Raw genomic sequence first — 17,895 nt, 5'->3', positions numbered from 1 at the left:
CCGCGCATCGCGCTAGCGGTCGGCCGCCAGCACCGCGCGCGCCAATAGCCGCGCGATTCCGTCGAGCGCAAACCCCAGTGCACCGATGACGAGAATCACCGCCGTCAGTTCGGAATACGCGAGCCGGTCGCGCGTGTCGAGGATCAGGTAACCGAGCCCCGCGCTGACGCCCAGCATCTCGGCCGGCACCAGCACGATCCACAGGATGCCGATCGCGAGCCGGATCCCGTTGAGCAGCGGCCCCGCGATGGCCGGCAGCATGATGTGGAGCAGCAGCTCGCGGCGGGTGGCCGACAGGCTCTCGCCGAGTTGCAGCCAGCGCCGGTCGATCTGGGCGACCCCGGCCGCCGTGCTCATCAGCACGGGCCACAGCGCGGCGAAACCGAGCAGGAAGTAGATCGCGCGGTCGCCGATGCCGAACGACATCACGGCGAGCGGCATCCACGACAACGGCGACACCATTCGCAGGAACTGGAAGGTCGGCGACAGCACGCGCTCGACCCATTGCACGCGGCCGATCAGCAACCCGAGCGGGACGCCGGCCAGCAGCGCCGCGCCGAGCCCGACACCGATGCGCCGCAGGCTGACGAGCGCATGCTCGACCAGATGATCGTCAGCACACAGCGCCCGCAAGCTGGCGAACGCGCTGTCCGGCGCGAACTGCCGGCCGAGCGAGCCGGGTTCGGTCAACGCATGGATCGCGGCCCACCAGACGACGACCGTCGCGACGAGGCCGGCCACGCCGAGCCATCCGGCGGTAGCGCGCACCAGGTAACGGGAGCCGGAAGGCCGGCGCGTTTCGCGCGCGGATGACCGGCGGGGGGCAAGCGCGTCAGACAACGATGATCTCCTCTCGCTTGAAGGCGCCTGGCTGACCGAACGCGGCCATCCCGCCGACCGCGTCGATACTCTTGCGCACGAACCGGTCGTCGACGAGATCGCGAGCCGCGAACGCCGGGTCGAGCGACGCCAGGAATCCACTGTCGCCGTCGACCACCGTACGTTTCAACCGCTGAACCAGCGCCTCGGTATAGCTCGGAAACGGATACGGCTGGAAGTCGATCCGTTTTCCGTTCCAGTCGGCATGGCGGATCGCGCCGCTTGCGCGATACGTATCGGCAAGCGACGCCGACGGAACCAGCACGCGATCCAGCGCCGCGAGCGTATGCGGCGAATAGCGGTGGGCGCCGTCCTTCGACATCAACTGCGCGGTTTCCTGCGGATGCGAGCGCGCCCACACCTGGGCCTTCACGATCGCGTTGACGACTTTCTGCGACCACGCGGGGCGCTGCGCCAGATCGTGCTCGTGCATGAACACGACGCAGCACGCATGGTTCTTCCAGACATCGCCGGTGAAGCGCAGGATCTTGCCGATCTTCATCAATTCCGCCGTCGCGTTGAACGGCTCGGCGACGATATACCCGGCGATCTGGCGTGCGGCGAGCGCGGGCAGCATGTCAGACGGCGCCATGACGACCAGGTTGACCTCGTTCGCCGCCGGTGTGCCGCGCCGCTTGAGCACCGGTACGAGCCCTTGCTGGCGCAGCATGTCCTGCAGCACGACGTTGTGGATCGAATACCAGAACGGAATCGCGACGGTCTTGCCGCCGAGATCGCGCAGCGAATCGACGTCGGGCGCGACCGTCAGCCCGGAACCGTTCACATGATTCCATGCGACCACCTTCGCCGGTGCGCGGCTGCCGTAGCGCGCCCAGAGCGTCATCGGCGACAGCAGGTGCACGACGTTGACCTGGCCGGACAGGAACGCTTCGACGAGTTGCGCCCAGCTGCGCAGCAGCTTCGGCTGCTCGACGTTCAGCCCTTCGTCCGCGAAATAGCCGTTGTTGTGGGCCACCAGCAGCGGCGCTGCGTCGGTGATCGGCAGATAGCCGATGCGAACGGGCGCATCGGGTTCCGTCGCGGCATGCGCGTTCGCCGCGGACAGCAGCGGGGCGGCACCCGCCGCGGTGAACAGGGCCGCAAGCTTCAGCCATTCGCGGCGCGACATCGGAATCTGGCACATGGGTAGACAGGTCAGGTCAGGAAGGGGAGTTCGGTGGCGTGCGGGCGCTTCATGCCGGCCTGCAACGCCTTCAGGATGTCGATGCGCATCGTGCCGAGTTCGCTGACGAACGCGTCGCGCGGATGCGGGAAATCGACATGCCATGCATCGATCAAGCGGCCTTGCGTACCGAGCAGCACGATGCGGTCGGCCACGAGCAGCGCTTCGTCGATGTCATGGGTCACGAGCACCGTCGCGCAGCGTGTCGACGAGACGATGCTCACCAGCAGCCGTTGCATCGCGGCGCGCGTGATTTCGTCGAGCGCCGAGAACGGCTCGTCGAGCAGCAGGGCCTGCGGTTGACGCGCCAACGCGCGTGCGAGCGCCGCGCGCTGCGCCATGCCGCCGGAGAGTTGGGCAGGGCGCAGCGCCGCGGCGGCTTCGAGCCCGACCGCTCGCAGCGCGGATCGGACCCGCTCGCGTTGCCGGTCGCGCGTGAGGCGCTCCTGATGCTTGAATGCGAGCCCGAACGCGACATTGCTTTCGGTCGACAGCCACGGTAGCAGGCAGGGATCCTGAAACGCGATCGCGATCCGCGGATGCGGGCCCTGCAGCGTCGCACCGTTGATCGACACGGTGCCCGATTGCGCTTGCTCCAGGCCGGCCAGTGCGCGCAGCAGGCTCGACTTGCCGGTGCCGCTCGGGCCGATCAACGCGACGATTTCGCCCGCGTCGACCGACAGCGAGACATCGGCAAGCACGATATTGCGCGGAGTCTCGCCGTAGCCGAGCGTCAGGTGGCGGGCATCCAGCAGCGCGGGCGTCATGCGGCGATACTCCGCGTCTGCGCCGCGAGTTGCGCCTTCAACTGCACCACGCTCGGCGTGACGATCGGAATGAACGCCGCTTCGCGCCAGCGCCGATCGAAGCCGAGCCCGGCATCGCGCAGATAGCCGCGGCCGCCGCTGGCCTCGAGTTCGAGGTTCACCGCGCTCGCCACCAGCGTCGCGAGCGTGATGCGCAGCTCGAACAGGCGGTTGGGGTGCATGCGCAGGCTACCGTCGGCAATACCGGATGACAACAGCGCACACGCGGCGCTCAATTCGGCCGCGCAGGTATCGACTTCGGGGCCGAGAATGCCGCGCGTCGTCTCCGCCGCGTGGCGCGCTTCGGCCAACGCACGACGCGCGAGCCCGATGGACAGCCCGCACTGCAAGCCGAGAAACGCCGGCCGCACCGCGGGCAGGAATGCCTGCGCGTCCGCATGGATCAGCCATGCGCTATCGGTCGGTACGTCTTCAAGCTGCAATGCGGCGGTGTTGCTGCCGCGCAGCGCGATCAGGTCGAGATCCGCGCTGCGTGTCAGGCCGGGCGCGTCATGCGGGATCGCAACGATCGCGGACGGACGGCCATCGCGAAACGACACGGCCGCCGCGACGACGAACTGCTCCGCGCGCAGGTTCGTCACCCAGGCCATCCGGCCCGTCAACCGGCAGTCTTCGGCCGCTTCCGTGCGCCGCGCCGCTTCGATCTGAAGCGACTCGATTCCGCACAGATATTTCATCGCGTTCGACAGGCCGCTTGCGCCGGCGCAGGTCCCGTCGAGCAGTGCCGGCAGCAGGCGCTCGCGCAGCGCGGTATTGGGGCTTTGCAGCAGATACTCGATGAAGCTGCGTTGGCCCCAGAGCACGAATGCCGCCGCGAGCGAATGCTCGGCCACCGCGGCGATGCTCGCGATCGCATCGGTAGTGGTGCCGCCCGCGCCGCCGAGGCTCGCCGGCACGCCGATCCGGAACAGCCCGGCGGCCGCCAGGCGCGGCACGACCTCGGCTTTCGAGTCGGCGCTCGTGTCGAGTTGCGTCGCGTTCGAGTCGAGCCAGTCGACGAGCGACGCGTCGAGGGCGGGCACCGTCAGGCGGCCTGTGTCCGGGGTTCCCATCGGTATGCCGCCAGTTCGGGGTTAAGTTCGTTGCGCGCCAGGTTGTTCGCGAAGTTGCACAGCGTCGCGAGGCTCACGCCCAGCACCACCTCGAGCGCGTTTGCTTCGGTAAAGCCGGCCGCGAGGAACGCGTCGAGCGCATCGTCGGCCACGGCGCCGCGTGTCGCGATCACTGCGCGCGTGAATTCAGCGACGGCGTCCAGCCGCGCATCGGCCACCGGCTCGCCGTCGCGCAACGCGTCGACGTCGGCGCGATCGACGTTCGCCTTTTTCAATGCGGTCGCGGTGTGTCCGGCCACGCAGAACGCACAACCGTGAACGGCGGCGGCGGTGATCTGAACCGCTTCGCGTTCGGCGAACGTGAGGCCCGCGCGGCCGTTGATCTCAGCGACGGTCAGATAGGTTTCGAGGGCAACCGGCGCATTCGCGAGCGAGCGCACGAGGTTCGGCAAAAAGCCGTTCGCGCGTTGCGATTTTTCGAGGAATGGCTGGCTGGGCGCAGGGGCTGTTTCGACGGTGGGCAAGGGCAGACGGCTCACAGGATTCTCCGGAAGGGCAGTGAGATCATTGTCGAGCCCGCACCGCCCACGGACAATGCGCGAACATCCGCGATTCCTGTGCGTTCGTCCCGCGAAGCGGCGTCACGCCGTCCGGCTAGTGCAGGCGAGCGGCCGATTGCGACGCGCCGTCGCGGTCGCGACGCCATGCGCCGGGTTGCATGCCCATCGTGCGCTTGAATGCGTGGGCAAATGCCGATTCCGACTGATAGCCGACGCGTTCGCCCGCACGCGAAATCGGCAAGCCCTGCTGCAACAGGTCTGCCGCTAGCCGCATGCGCACCAGCGTGACGAACTGCATCGGCGGATGGCCCGACGCTTCGCTGAAGTGCTTGCAGAACGCGGTGCGCGACATGTTGGCGAACGCGGCCATCGACTCGGTGGTCCACGCGTCGCCGGGCGCATCGATGATCGCGGCCACGAGCGTGCCGAAGCCGGTCCGCTGCATCAGCGATGCGAGCCCGCTGGCCACGGTATCGTGCCCCGCGGCGTCACGGACCGCGTAGAACAGCAGCAGTTCGACCAGTTTGTCGATCAGCGGCGAAGGCTCGTCGACGCCATGGCGGCCCTCGGCGCGAATGAGGTCGAACAGCCCGTGGATGCCGCGATGGGCGCCGTCGCCGCGCCGCACGATCAGGCACGCGGGAAACAGCGACACGATCGCGCGCGAGATGGCGGACCGGAATTCGATGAAGCCGCACGCGAGGCCGACGCTGCCGTCGACCGACGGGTCGAGCGGTTGCATCGACCCGCGTCGCTCGACGGGCTGGCCGTCGGCGATCGCGCAGGCCTTCGGGTTGATCGCGCTCGGCGACAACCCGTGCGGCACGTCGCGCAGCAGGAACACCGCGTCCCCTTCGGAGACGGGGATGCTGTCGCGCCCGTCGGCAAAGTGAAGCCACGCGGCACCGTGCAGGATGATGTGGAAGCTCGCCTTGGCCCGACCGGCGGTCGACGCCTGCCAGTCCCCGCAATACTGGCCGACGTGAAAGAGCTGGCTTCTGGGCTCCAGGCTGGAGAGCAGCCAATGGACGACCTTGTCTGTTTGCGCGGACATTCCGATGCTGGAAGGAGGGTGACGCGCCCATGCTACGGGCAGCGCCGCGCGGCTCAAACCAACGATTCGTAGAAAGCATTTTCCTGTCGCGGCGAAGGCGGGCCCGCCGTCCGCCTAGGACTCCCGTCGAACGCGTTCGAGCCCTTCCCGGTACGTCGTCACCTCGAACTCGGGAAACCGGCGCTTGAATTTCGTGGAATCGAAGCGCTTGATTTATATAAAGTATCGTTCGTAATACGAATTTAATGACTCGCCGAAAGGGGCGTCCGACTCGAACCCACATTGTTCACCGGGTCCCCGCCACGGTCGCCGTGCACTCCGCTGAAGCGGTCGCTTTTCCCAATCGCGGGAATATAATGTGTCGATCGTGGACAGCAGACTTGCACCTGCACTCCATACCGTCTCGACCATTGGCCAATCTGCTGAATCGGAGTCCCTTCACGTACATGGCGGCCTATCTCGAACTGAAAGCTCAAGCAGATGCGCTGGCGGAAGAAGCGCGGATTGCCGAGCTGGACAGCAGCATCACGACGATCCGTGATTAGATCGCCGAGTATGGCATCACGGCTGAGCAACTTTTCGGGCAATGACGCGCGCCTGCGTCGGGCACACGCGCTCCGGTTGCGCCGAAGTATCGCGACCCCGGAACAGGCGCGGCCTGGAGCGGGCGTGGCAAGGTTCCTCACCGGGTTGCAAACGCGAAGAATCGCGACCGGTTTATATCCAGTGATGAGTGGGGTTGTCGGTTGAGCGCGATGCCGTCAACGCTGCATGATGGAATTTATCAGGCGCTGTGCCGTGAACGGACGATCCTGGCTGCCAAGGCGATGGGACACGGCGAGGTATTTCCGTACGCCGAGATGACCGTCAAGGACGGATGGGCTACCTTCACCCGTGACGGCGTCGAAGTGTGGAACTGCAGTGCGCGGTATGCCGCCGCGCACTTTGATGTTCAGCCTGCCCAGGAAATCCGTAGATGAGCGAACTTGTACAGATTGCGCCTGGCGTTGTGTTCTCGTCCGAGGTGCTTGGTGTCGAGTGGGCGCGCAAGTATCGACCGGACGACGGGAGCACTCAGCCCACGACCCAGCAGCGCTCGGCGGTAAAGGAAAGCGATCACGCTGGTCGCACAAGCATACCGGCGCAGTTGTCGTTGCTTTAGAGAACCGCGGACGACAGACACCTGCAACTGTCGGCCTTCGCGTTACTGCCGACGTTCCCGCCGGCTTCCGATCCGAGCACCGGTTACGCGTCTTTCAGCCAGGGCATTTCCACAGGTGACACGACCAGTTGCCGGAATTCGCGTTTCAGATCGAAGATGAACCCGACCAGGATCATCGAGTCGGCGTAAGGAATCGGAAAGACCTGCGGATTCTCCGGCGTTCGCAGGGGGTGCTCGGGCGTGTCCGCCGTTGCAGCGGCGTTTTCGCGAACACTTTCCAGGTCGTCGGCCATGGCCGGACCACCGGCTTTCAGCACACGGCTACGCAGGTCGCTGAAAGGTTCGATGCGCGCAGCGTCTTCGTGGTATTCGGGCACTTCATACACGAACCAGGACATTGTCGTCTCCCATGCAAAGGGCGCTATTCTAACGCTGTGCGAGGATCCGCCGAAATCGGCCATGTTGCGCGATGGCCGAAGTTGCCGTGGCGCAGGCTGACAGGGCGATTTCCGACCCAGCGGGCCACCGCCGCGGCACCGGAAACGTTACCTCGCACACGATCGCGAGCCCGTTTTCGCGTCATCCAACCTGACCTTGTGGTGCCATGCCGCAACTGCCGGGTTTGGCCTGCACGGCGTTCCATGCCGCTCATTCGGATGAGTGGCATGGTGCCTTCGACACCTCCCGCTGATTTTGACGCAGTTTGCCAGTCCAGGCTGGCGCGGGGTGCGGCTTTTTCCGGGGACAACCGGATTCTGCGCCCCATCGACGACGATCAGGCAACACTCGACGCTGCCCATCCGCATCGAAAATCCTGTCACTGCGGCGCGTGTCGTTGGCCGCAGCGCTCAATGATCCCGCCTGAACCCCACAAGTCACCCCACCAGCGTGCCACGCTCCTCCGCAAGCAATCGACGATAGTGAGGCAGCGCGCCAAACAGCAACCATACGGCGAGCGCGGCCGCGATCGTGCAAACGATCCCGATCGAATCGCCGACCATCTTCGGATTGCCGAACACGCGATCGGTGAAGAGCGCGATCAGCGTCGGCCCGAGCCCGAAACCGATCAGCTGCGCGAAGAACGAGTAGAGCGCGCCGACGGTACCGCGCATGCGGCTGGGCGCGACGAGTTGCAGCGCCGCGGCCATGCACCCGGTCGGCAGCGTGAAGAAGAACACCGTGCCGCCGGCCGCGATCAGCGTACCCGTCGCGCCGGGCGCAAACGGGATGCTCGCGCAGCACAACAACATCGGGATCATCGCGAACGCGGCCGTGCGCAACGGTGCGTCTTCGTAGCCGCGCTTTTCGAATCGGCGCACGGCCCAGGGGCCCACCAGCGCGCCTGCAATCCCGCAGCAGACCACCAGCGCGCCGAAACGAAACCCGACCAGCGCCGCGGGCATCCCGTGTGAACGGATCAGGTAGGTCGGCATCCACGCAGGCATCCCGAGCACGACGATGGCGAGCATGCCGACGCCGAGCAGGATGCGCGCGTAGAACCCGCGGCGCGCCCACAGAAATGCAGCGGATTCGCGGGTCGAAAACTGCCGATCGTCCGCGCTTCCGCTGACGACCTTGCTGCGCATCGGTTCGCGCACCGTCAGCCATACCAGCAACGCAAACAGCATGCCGGGCAGCCCGATCAGCACGAAAGCAAGTTGCCAGGTCTCGAACCCGGCGAGCATCGGAAACTGCTGATGAACGTCGCGGGCGAACGAGATGACCAGGCCGCCGGCGACGAGCGAGAGCCCGCCGCCGAGCATCGGGCCGAGAATGAACACGCTCATCGCACGCGGCATCTGCTTCGCCGAAAAGCAGTCGGCGATCATCGACAGCGCGATCGGAAACACGCAGGCTTCGCTGGCCCCGACGCCGAAGCGCGCGAGGAACAACCCCTGGAACGTCGTGGCCTTGCCGCACAGCGCCGTGAAGATGCACCACAGGCAAATGCCGACCAGCAGGATGTTGCGCCGGTTGGTGACGTCGACGAGCCGGCCGAACAGCGGTGATGCGATCAGGTACGCGGAAATGAACGCGATGCCCTGAACGAGACTGAGCTGCGTGTCGGAAATGGCGAGCGAATGCCGGATCGGATCGACGAGCAGGTTGAGAAGCTGGCGGTCGATGTACGCGAGCGAATACGCGAACGTGATGATGCCCAGGATGTACCACGACCGGAGGCTGTCATGGACGACCCTCGACGAGGTTCGTCCCGATAGCGCGTCGTCCAGGCCGCCGACGGGCGGCACTTCATTCATGGCATTCCTCATCTTGTCTCCGATACGATCGTCTGATGCTTGTGAAAGGGGATGTCGGGACGGCATGCCGCTTGTGCGTCAGGCCGGTCATGGGCATCCGGTCAGCCTGGGTGGTCGTTCGACGCATCGGCGATTTCGCCGGCACGCACTCGATTACCAAACTATCGTTAGGTAGTTTGGCGTGACGCAAAGTGATGTGCCATGAGTGTTATCCATTAAGCACGGCCACCGTGGGCCGTGAAGCGTGTGCCGGCTGTCGCGCGCTGCGCGCCGGCATGCCGTTCGCAGCATTCGGCGCGTTCGTCGTCGATACGCAAGTGCGCCGCCATCCTGTCGGAACCGGCATCTGCGTCCGGGTTAGACCGGATGGAGCGATCGCCTGCATCGAATCAATCTATCGTTCGTTAGGTAAACGGGCGACGCCGAAGATGCCGTATCCGCTTGCAATCCGTTCCGTGTTTCGAAGTACGGAATGCGAAGTGTGTCCGGTGGAACACGAATTCGCTCGCGTTGCCGGTCGACACCGGAGAAGAGGCCGCACGAACGGCCCGGTGCCGATGCCGCGAGGTCACGTATCACGCTGTGACACGACGCAATGCGATGCGGCCCATTCCGGGCGCAGGCGTTGCGATCCGGAACTGGAGGAGCACGATGACTGACGATGTATCACGCGATTCGCAGCGCTTGCCGGAAGGCTTCGAGGCGCTCGAACCGTTTCTCGACCGATGGAATGCGCCGACGTCGCACGCGCGCTGGATCCATCGCGCGGCCACGCCGTATGCGGAGATCGTGGCGTTCTACGAAGCGATGTCCGGGCGGGCGGAGGAGGCGACCGTTTATCTCGAGCAGTTTCCGCTCGACGACATGCCGGCGCCCGCGCAGAACCTGTTTCGCCTGCTGCTCGCGATGTGCCATGCGGCGATCGCCGTCGAAATGCACGAGGCGTCGGGCATCCGGCATGCGCCGCCCGTTCACGCACTGACGATCGCGACCGGCTTTCAGCCGCACGGCTGATCGCGCGTCGTCGGGTCGATCCGAACCCGCCGTCCCCATCCCTTTCAGGAGCTGGCATGAACCACCCTGGTGAATTCAAACCGAGCTTGACCGAATCCGTCGGCCTGTCGACGAAGCCGATGCCGACCACGCTGTACACGGATCCGGAGCAATACGAAATCGAACGCGAGCGGATCTTTCGCCGCGCCTGGCTGATGGTGGGCCGCGTCGAGCGGATCCCGAAGCCGGGCGATTTCTTCGTCAAGGATCTTGCGGTCGCCAAGGCGTCCGTGATCGTCGCGCGTTCGGAGGACGGCAAGATCCGCGCGTTTCACAACGTCTGCGCGCATCGCGCGAATATCGTCGAGCACCGGCCGAGCGGCAACGCGAAGCGTTTCGTCTGCCGGTATCACAGCTGGGGGTACAACAACGCAGGCGAGCTGGCGAACGTGCCCGACGAGGCCGGCTTCTTCCATCTCGACCGGAAGAAATGCGGTCTGACGCCCGTCGCGCTCGACGTGTGGGACGGCTGGATCTTCGTCAACCTGGCGCCGGCGCCCGAGGTCGGTCTCGCGGAATTCCTCGGACCGATGGCCGACGCGCTGTCCGGCATCGACTATCCGGACGCCGACAACGCGATCGTGCTGCGCGGCGAGTTCAGGGCGAACTGGAAGGCGGTGGCCGAAAACTTCAGCGAGGTGTATCACATCGCGTCGATCCACCCGAAGACGTTCGGGCCGATCTACACCGGCAAGGAAAATCCGTTCGGGCGGCCGCTGGGCGCGAACCTGCGCGGCGCCCATCGCTCGTTCTCGCTGTGGCTGAACCAGAGCGTCGCGGTGCCGGAGCACGCGAAGGTGATGCGCTGGCTGTTCGCGGCCGGCGAGACGGTGACCGGCACGCGCAACGTCGCCCAGGCCAATCCGCTCACCGAGCATCGCGGCGTGAACCCCGAGCGGCATCCGGCGTGGTCGCAGGACGTGAACTGGTTCTTCCCGAACTGGCATCTGCAGATTTCCGCGAACCAGTTCTGGACGCACGAATTCTGGCCGACGTCGGCGAACACGACCATCTGGGAAGCGCGCTTCTACAACAAGAAACCGAAGAGCGTACGGGAGCGCCTGCAACTCGAGCATTTCACGTCGCACATCTCCGACGGCATGCTCGAGGATCTCGGCAACATCGAATCGATGCAGGCCGGCATGGAGACTGGCGCGAAACCGTTCGTCCATTTCAACGAAAGCGAGATCCTGTGCCGGCACGGGCTCGAGCAGGTGGTCCGGTGGTCGTCGGCGTCGACCGTGAAGGACGCGATCGCGTAGCGCCGGCGTCGGCGATCGGCTGCCGCCGGTCGCCGACGCATCGGTCTGCCTCCTTTTACCGACGCGCGAAAGCAGCAACGCGCCACTGCCGGGCCTGCGTGCGGCCTCCCGGCGTGACGCGATGTGCAAACGCGTGCTCAGCGCGCCGCTTTCGCATCCTGTACCAGCATGTCGGCCGCCTTCTCGCCGATCATGATGGCGGCGGCATTGGTCGCGCCCGAGATCGGCATCGGCATCACGGACGCATCGGCGACGCGCAGGCCCTGCACGCCGCGCACGCGCAGCCGCGCATCGACCACCGCCATCGGGTCGCTGTCGGGCCCCATGCGCGCGGTGCCGTTGTGGTGGTAGACGGTGCCGCCGCGCTGGCGCGCGAACGCGAGAATCTCGTCGTCGGTGCGTACGTCCTTGCCGGGGAACATCTCGTCGACGTAGTACGGCGCGAACGGCCGCGCCTGCAACACGGCTCGCGCCATCTTCACCACGGCCACCATCGCGCGCTGGTCCGATTCGTCGGTCAGGTAGTTCGGCTGCACTTCGGGCAGCTCGTCGATGTTCGCGGAACGCGCGCGGACCCAGCCGCGACTGTCCGGGCGCTGCTTGTGGCCGCCCAGCGTCATGCCCGGATAGTGATCGAGCAGGCCGGGCAACCCTTCCTGATAGCTGCCGGGCGTAAACGAAACCTGCAGGTCGGGCCGCGTCAGCGAGGGCTCGGAGCGGAAGAAGAAGCGCATCGGCACCGGGCCCATGCTCAGGATGCTCGGCCGGCCCAGGCAGTACCGGGCGATCTCCCGGGCAAGCGGCAGCCCGCGCCCGCGCTCGTTGATGGTGGCGACGTCCTTCACCTTGACGGCCACGCGCAGGTTGAAGTGATCGACGAGGTTGGCGCCCACGCCAGGCAGGTCGACCTTCGGTTGCACGCCGATGGCGCGCAGATGCGCGCTGTCGCCGATGCCGGAGATCTGCAGCAGGCGCGGCGTGTTCAGCGCACCCGCCGCGACGATCACCTCGCGGTTGGCGCGCACCTCGCGCTCGGGCGCGCCGGTGCCGCCTGCCCGATACCGTACGCCCACCGCGCGGCGGCCGTCCAGCAGCACGCGCGTCGCGGGGCTGTTGGTGCGCAGCGCCACGCGGCCCTTCCTGATGGCCGGATGCAGGTAGGCCCGCGCGGCGCTCCAGCGCCGAGGCGTGCGGCCGCGCGTGTCGATCATGAAATGCCACGGGCCGACGCCGTCCTGCGCTTCGGCATTCGAATCGGCCACATACGAATAACCGAGGCTCTCGACCGCCTCGACGAACAGGTCGCACAGCGGCGCCGGCATGACCGGGTCGGTCACGATCAACGGGCCGCTGCGGCCGCGATAACGATCGTCGCCGGGCCCGATGCGCGTCTCGGCCTTCCGGAAGAACGGCAGCACGTCGTCGTAGCCCCAGCCGGGGTTGCCGAGCGCGGCCCAGCCGTCGAAATCGGCATGTTGCCCGCGGTTGTAGACCATGCCGTTGATCGAACCCGATCCGCCCACGACCTTGCCCTGGGTCAGTTCGATGGTGCGCCCGTCCGTGCCGGCGATCGGCCCGCTGCGAAAGCGCCACACCAGCCGGTCGTTGAACAGGTTCTTGATGTAGCCCGCCGGAATGTGGATGAACGGGTTGGTATCGGGCGGGCCGGCTTCCAGCACGCACACGGTATGGCCGGCTTCGGCCAGTCGCGCGGCCACCACGCTGCCGCCGCTGCCCGCGCCGACGACCACGTAGTCGAAGGTTTCGCTCATTGATCAGGCATCCAGATTGAAATTGACGGTCTTCAGCTCGGTGAACGCCTCGATCGTCGACCAGCCGCCTTCGCGCCCCACGCCCGAGCGCTTGATGCCGCCGAACGGCGCGTTCGGAATGCTGGCGAAGCCGTTGACGCCGATCGAGCCGCTCTTCGCCGCGCGCGCGACGCGAAACGCGCGGCTGACGTCCGTGGTGTACACGCAGCCGGCGAGGCCGTATTCGCTGTCGTTGGCGATGCGTACGGCTTCCTCCTCGGTTTCGAACGGAATCACCGACAGCACGGGGCCGAAGATTTCCTCCTGCGCGATCTTCATGTCGTTGCGCACATTCGCGAAAAGTGCCGGCTCGACCCAGTTGCCATTGGCGAATGCGCCGCCCGACACACCGCCGCCGGCCAGCAGCGTCGCGCCTTGCTGCCGGCCGCTTTCGACGTATTCGAGTACGCGCGACTGGTGGCGTCGTGAAATCATCGGCGCGGACGTGGTGGCCGCATCGAACGGATCGCCGAACCGTACCGTCGCGAGTTGCGCCTGGGCGTGATGCAGGAACTCGTCCATGATCGAACGATGCACGATCGCGCGCGACGGCGTGGTGCAGACCTGCCCCGATAGAAAAGTGGAACACAGCCCCATGAGTGCCTGCGCGGTGGCCGGCACGCTGCGCGTATCGGGAAAGACCAGCGCCGCGCTCTTGCCGCCCAGCTCCAGCGACAGCCGCTTCATGGTCGGCGCGCTGGCCACCGTGATGCGTTCACCGACGAGCGGGCTGCCGGTGAAGGTCACCTTGTCGACTCCCGGGTGCGACGTGAGCGCCGTGCCCGTTTCGGTCGCGCCGGTCACGAGGTTGAAGACCCCCGGCGGCAAATCGCTGTCGGCCAGGATCTGCGCGAGCCGGCTCACGGCGAGATTGGTGAGTTCCGACGGCTTGACGACCACGGTACAGCCGCAGGCCAGCGCCGGCGCTACCTTCATCGCGAACGTCATCACCGGGCCGTTGTACGGCAGGATCGCCGCGACGACGCCCACCGGGTCGCGGAACGTCATGTACTGCATGTTCGACGCGCCTGAGAAGATCGGCAGCGTGTCGCCGTTGATCTTGTCGATCCAGCCGAGGAAATGGTCGAAGATGTCGGCGGCGGCTTTCGCCGACACGCGCGAGTTGCGGCTGAACGTGTACGGAATGCCGTTGTCGAGCGTCTGCAGCCGGGCGATTTCGTCTTCGGCCGCATACAGACGTTCGACGATCGGCTGCAGCAGGCGCTTGCGGTCCTGCGCGCGCATGCGCGGCCACGGACCTTCGTCGAACGCCTTGCGAGCCGCCGCCACCGCGAGCGCGACGCCGCGCGTGCCGGCCTCGGCGAAGCTGGTCATGACCTCGTTCGTGCAGGGGTTGATCTGGTCGAAACGCGCATCGGGCCAGTCGAGCCACTGGCCGTCGATGAAAAGGCGGCCCGGGCTGACATTCAGCGCATCGAGCCGGGAAACGAGACTGAGCATGGATTCGGAAGGGTAAGGGGGCTTACTTCGGCACCCCGGTGAAGACGTAGTCGCCGTTCGGGTCCTGGCTGATCAACCCGAACGACGGCGAACAGAAATGCGTGCAGGTAAACAGCGTGGCGCTTCCGTCGAGGCGCGACAGCAGCGTGTGCCGCGTGGCCGCCGACTGTGCGTTGTCGTAGTCCAGCACCAGCGCCATGTCCGGCCGGGCGACCTGTACCGGGTGATGCATCGCGTCGCCGCCGATGATGAACCGCTCCGTGCCCGCGTCGACCTCGACCGCGATGTGGCCGATCGAGTGCCCGGGCGTGGAGAACACCGAGATCCCGTCGCCCAGGTCGGTATCGCGTTCGATGAAGTTCGCGAGCCCGGCATCGACGACCGGCTGGATGGACTCCTGGAACGAGATGTCCTGCGCCGCGTACATCGCGTCGTTCGGGTCGCCCTGTTGTGCGAATGCGTATTCCGTCTTGCCGAAGTGATACTTTGCGTTCGGAAAGGTGGGCAGCCAGCGGCCGTCCTGCTGGTAGGTGTTCCAGCCGACGTGATCGAAATGCAGGTGCGTGCACAGCACGTCGGTGACCGCATGGCGGTCGATGCCGGCCTGTTCCAGCGTGGCCAGGAATTCGAGCCGCAGCGCGGCGAACGCGTCGAAGCCCGCGAGGTGCTTGTCGTTGCCGACACAAGTGTCGACCACCAGCACGCGCTTGCCGATCGTGACGATGAAACACTGGCTGACGGCGCGCATGCGGTGTTCGTCGTCCACGTAGGGCGGCTTCATCCACGGAATGGACTTCATCACGTCGGGCGTGGCCTCGGGCAGCAGCATGCCCAGAATGCCACTGATGTCCATTTCGACGATCTGCACGATTTCCGCGTGACCGATCCGGGAGCGAATGGTGTGCAGCAACGGCATGGCGTTCTTCCTTGGAGAGCGTTGCGTTGGGCGTTTTGCCGAAGGGCGCTTCGGTAAATCAATTGACGCCCGTCGTCGGGAAGCGCGGTGAGTGCCTGTACGCGGACAGGCGATTCGACCACACCGGGTGCCATTGCTGCCGGACTTTCCACACACTGTTCCGTACATTGAAGAATGCCGGCGCGATCGGCGCATCGCGCATGCCAGGCCACTTGATCGGCGCGAACTTCGTCTGCAGGCGCAGACCGTCCCGACAGGACGCATGGATGTATCACATTCGCCAAAGTACGGAACACCAAGCAATGCAAAATTGACGGTGGAATATTGCCGTCGATAGCATCGATCCAGCGGATTGTCGTTGCTTGTGACTGATTGCAGGCGGCGCCGTCCGCCTATTCGTCTCGGCGCAGGTGCGGCAGACGCGGGCGAAGAATGGGAACGGGGCGGCAACGCACCCCCATGCGGCCGACCCGACGGCCCGGTACCCGGCGTGACGAACATATCGATAACAGCGAGGACGGTTCCGAACGAACGGTCACGCGCCGACCGGCGCGGATCGATTCGACCGGACCAGGAGACACCATGACGAACACGTTGCTGACAGACGACTCGACACCGGGCATCCGCGTCGTCACGCTGAACCGCGCCGAGCGGATGAATGCGCTGGACGGCACGACGCTCGCGGCGCTGAACGACGCGGTGCGAACGGCCGCCGATCCGGGCCGCGACATCCGCGTGATCGTGATTCGCGGCAGCGGCCGCGCATTCTGCGCGGGCAACGACCTGAAGTGGCTCGCGAGCGGCGTGCTCGCCGATCCCGCCGCGCACATGCGGCACCAGGACCTGATGCAGGACACGTTCGCGCTGATGGAGGCGTCGCGGCAGATCGTGATCGCGTCGGTCAACGGTTATGCGGTGGCGGGCGGGTTCGAGCTGGCGCTGGCATCCGACATCGTCGTCGTCGACGAACAGGCGGAACTGGGCGACGCGCATCTGCAGCGCAACCTGCTGCCGAGCGGCGGCGGCTCGCAGCGGCTGCCGCGCAAGATCGGGCTCGCGCGCGCGATGTACTACCTCGTCACCGGGCGGCGCATGACGGGGCGCGAGGCGGAGCGAATGGGGCTCGCGTCGCTCGCGGTAAGCGGCGATGCGCTCGACTCGGCGACGATGCAACTCGCCCGCGAGATCGCGCGCACCGACGCCGATGCGCTGGCCGCGATGAAGCACATGACCCGCCGCGCGCTCGAGATGCCGCTGAACGACGGGCTGTCGATGGAGCGGTGGATGCAGTACCGCTATCGCACCGCGTCGCCGTCGCTGGTGACGGCCGTGCACGATTTCGCGCAGCGCGAACCGGGCTGAACGGCGTGCGGCGATACACGGTCGCTCATGCCCGCGTCGCGCGCGGCTTGCGGGATTTCGGCGCGGCAGCCTGCGCGGGCTTGGCCGCGCGCCTGGCCATATCGACGGCCAGGTGTTCGCGCTTCTCGACGAGGAAATCCATCAGCGCGCGCACCTTCGCGGGCATCTGCTCGCGCGACGGCGTGTACAGGTAATAGCCGGGAAACGGCTTGCACCAGGACTCGAGCACGCGCACCAGCGTGCCGGCATCGAGATGTTCGCGCAGCGCGACGTCCTGGTGCTGGATCAGGCCGATCCCCTGCAGCGCCGCGCGAATCATCCCGTCGTCGTCATTCGTGACCACGCTGCCCTGCGGTTCCACTTCGAACGCATGCCCCTCGATCTCGGGCGACGTGAACTCCCAGCGATAGATCGCGCCGCTCGTCGTATGCCGATAGCACAGGCAGTTGTGCTCGATCAGGTCGGCGGGCGTGGCCGGCGTGCCGTGGCGCGCGAAGTAGCCGGGCGAGCCGGCCACGGCCATTTCGAGCATCGGCGTGATCGGCACGGCCACCATGTGTTCGGCGAGGCTTTCGCCCAGCCGGATGCCCGCGTCGTAGCCGTCGGCGATGATGTTCGACAGTCCGTCGTCCATCACGAGCTCCACCCGCAGCAACGGATAACGTGCCATGAATTCGCCCAGGTGCGGCTCGACCAGTTTTCGCGCGGCCACTCGCGACGTGTTGATGCGCAGCAGCCCGGACGGCTCGTGCCGGACTTCGTGCAGGTTCTGGATCGCCAGCTCGATCGAGCCGAATGCCGGCCGCAGCGTGTCGTACAGCCGTTGCCCGTCCTCGGTCAGCGACATGTCGCGTGTGGTCCGGTACAGCAGCTTCACGTTCAGTTGCCGTTCGAGCGCTTTCAGGTTCTGCGACAACGCGGCGCGCGACACGCCCATTTCGGCGGCGGCCTTGGTGAAGCTGAGATGGTGCGCGATGTGCACGAACCACGCGAGGGAAGGAAGCTGGGACGGGTCCATGATGCGATTGTCAAGTGTGGCTGACGAATATAGACGA

At 66.2% G+C, this 17,895-nt stretch carries 16 protein-coding genes and 1 pseudogene; 5 read left to right on the top strand and 12 right to left on the bottom strand.

What is annotated here, in order from left to right:
- Positions 1-12 precede the first annotated feature (12 nt).
- From HWX87_RS06755 to HWX87_RS06730, 6 genes are all read right to left on the bottom strand, one after another.
- Positions 13-840 (bottom strand): ABC transporter permease, encoded by an 828-nt coding sequence (locus tag HWX87_RS06755; protein ID WP_176046404.1) that lies wholly within the window; start codon positions 838-840, stop codon positions 13-15.
- Complete coding sequence (locus HWX87_RS06750) at positions 833-2,023, bottom strand: ABC transporter substrate-binding protein (protein WP_176046403.1); 1,191 nt, start codon at positions 2,021-2,023, stop codon at positions 833-835. Before HWX87_RS06750 ends, HWX87_RS06755 begins: the two co-directional genes overlap by 8 nt.
- 11 nt (positions 2,024-2,034) lie before the next feature.
- Positions 2,035-2,829, bottom strand: coding sequence for an ABC transporter ATP-binding protein (locus tag HWX87_RS06745; protein ID WP_176046402.1), 795 nt, complete (start codon positions 2,827-2,829; stop codon positions 2,035-2,037).
- Positions 2,826-3,941 (bottom strand): acyl-CoA dehydrogenase family protein, encoded by a 1,116-nt coding sequence (locus HWX87_RS06740; RefSeq protein WP_176046401.1) that lies wholly within the window; start codon positions 3,939-3,941, stop codon positions 2,826-2,828. The genes HWX87_RS06745 and HWX87_RS06740 overlap by 4 nt, the downstream gene beginning before the upstream one ends.
- Complete coding sequence (locus tag HWX87_RS06735) at positions 3,914-4,480, bottom strand: carboxymuconolactone decarboxylase family protein (RefSeq protein WP_176046400.1); 567 nt, start codon at positions 4,478-4,480, stop codon at positions 3,914-3,916. The genes HWX87_RS06740 and HWX87_RS06735 overlap by 28 nt, the downstream gene beginning before the upstream one ends.
- Before the next feature lie 115 nt (positions 4,481-4,595).
- On the bottom strand, positions 4,596-5,555 hold the full coding sequence (locus tag HWX87_RS06730) for an AraC family transcriptional regulator (RefSeq protein ID WP_176046768.1): 960 nt from the start codon (positions 5,553-5,555) through the stop codon (positions 4,596-4,598).
- A gap of 446 nt (positions 5,556-6,001) precedes the next feature.
- Here HWX87_RS06730 and HWX87_RS06725 point away from each other — a divergent pair.
- Positions 6,002-6,277: pseudogene (locus HWX87_RS06725) on the top strand (H-NS histone family protein); the annotation flags it as partial.
- Positions 6,278-6,310: 33 nt separating this feature from the next.
- Positions 6,311-6,535, top strand: coding sequence for a hypothetical protein (locus HWX87_RS06720; protein ID WP_176046767.1), 225 nt, complete (start codon positions 6,311-6,313; stop codon positions 6,533-6,535).
- Between the two features lie 265 nt (positions 6,536-6,800).
- Here HWX87_RS06720 and HWX87_RS06715 read toward each other — a convergent pair whose 3' ends face one another.
- Together HWX87_RS06715 and HWX87_RS06710 are read right to left on the bottom strand one after the other, a co-directional pair.
- Complete coding sequence (locus HWX87_RS06715) at positions 6,801-7,115, bottom strand: helicase (RefSeq protein ID WP_176046399.1); 315 nt, start codon at positions 7,113-7,115, stop codon at positions 6,801-6,803.
- 477 nt (positions 7,116-7,592) lie between these two features.
- Positions 7,593-8,987 (bottom strand): MFS transporter, encoded by a 1,395-nt coding sequence (locus HWX87_RS06710; protein WP_176046398.1) that lies wholly within the window; start codon positions 8,985-8,987, stop codon positions 7,593-7,595.
- 639 nt (positions 8,988-9,626) lie between these two features.
- On the opposite strand from HWX87_RS06710, the gene HWX87_RS06705 reads away from it, so the two are divergent.
- Positions 9,627-9,989, top strand: a complete 363-nt coding sequence (locus HWX87_RS06705; RefSeq protein WP_048027161.1) for a hypothetical protein — start codon at positions 9,627-9,629, stop codon at positions 9,987-9,989.
- Positions 9,990-10,045: 56 nt separating this feature from the next.
- Positions 10,046-11,290 carry an SRPBCC family protein gene (locus tag HWX87_RS06700; protein ID WP_176046397.1) on the top strand — a complete coding sequence of 415 codons (1,245 nt, stop codon included), beginning with the start codon at positions 10,046-10,048 and terminating at the stop codon, positions 11,288-11,290.
- A gap of 137 nt (positions 11,291-11,427) precedes the next feature.
- Here the strand turns inward: HWX87_RS06700 and HWX87_RS06695 are convergent, their stop codons facing one another.
- Genes HWX87_RS06695 through HWX87_RS06685 form a run of 3 tightly spaced genes read right to left on the bottom strand, consistent with a single transcriptional unit; the run spans position 11,428 to position 15,478 of the window.
- The gene (locus HWX87_RS06695; protein WP_176046396.1) at positions 11,428-13,062 is read right to left on the bottom strand and encodes a GMC family oxidoreductase N-terminal domain-containing protein; all 1,635 of its coding nucleotides are present in this window, start codon (positions 13,060-13,062) and stop codon (positions 11,428-11,430) included.
- A gap of 3 nt (positions 13,063-13,065) precedes the next feature.
- Positions 13,066-14,562: an aldehyde dehydrogenase family protein gene (locus HWX87_RS06690; RefSeq protein WP_176046395.1), complete on the bottom strand. Its 1,497-nt coding sequence runs from the start codon at positions 14,560-14,562 to the stop codon at positions 13,066-13,068.
- A 22-nt stretch (positions 14,563-14,584) separates the two neighbouring features.
- Entirely contained in the window at positions 14,585-15,478 is an 894-nt protein-coding gene (locus HWX87_RS06685; RefSeq protein ID WP_176046394.1) for an MBL fold metallo-hydrolase, read from the bottom strand.
- A 582-nt stretch (positions 15,479-16,060) separates the two neighbouring features.
- Between HWX87_RS06685 and HWX87_RS06680 the strand changes: the two genes are divergently transcribed.
- Positions 16,061-16,840 (top strand): enoyl-CoA hydratase/isomerase family protein, encoded by a 780-nt coding sequence (locus HWX87_RS06680; RefSeq protein ID WP_176046393.1) that lies wholly within the window; start codon positions 16,061-16,063, stop codon positions 16,838-16,840.
- Between the two features lie 25 nt (positions 16,841-16,865).
- On the opposite strand, the gene HWX87_RS06675 is transcribed toward HWX87_RS06680, so the two are convergent.
- The gene (locus HWX87_RS06675; protein ID WP_176046392.1) at positions 16,866-17,858 is read right to left on the bottom strand and encodes a LysR family transcriptional regulator; all 993 of its coding nucleotides are present in this window, start codon (positions 17,856-17,858) and stop codon (positions 16,866-16,868) included.
- Between the last annotated feature and the right edge of the window lie 37 nt (positions 17,859-17,895).

Source organism: Burkholderia sp. BCC1644, from assembly GCF_902833225.1.
Classification (GTDB): Bacteria; Pseudomonadota; Gammaproteobacteria; order Burkholderiales; family Burkholderiaceae; genus Burkholderia.
The sequence above is the reverse complement of the archived record's forward strand: the minus strand, read 5'-3'. Positions and strand labels throughout refer to the sequence as shown.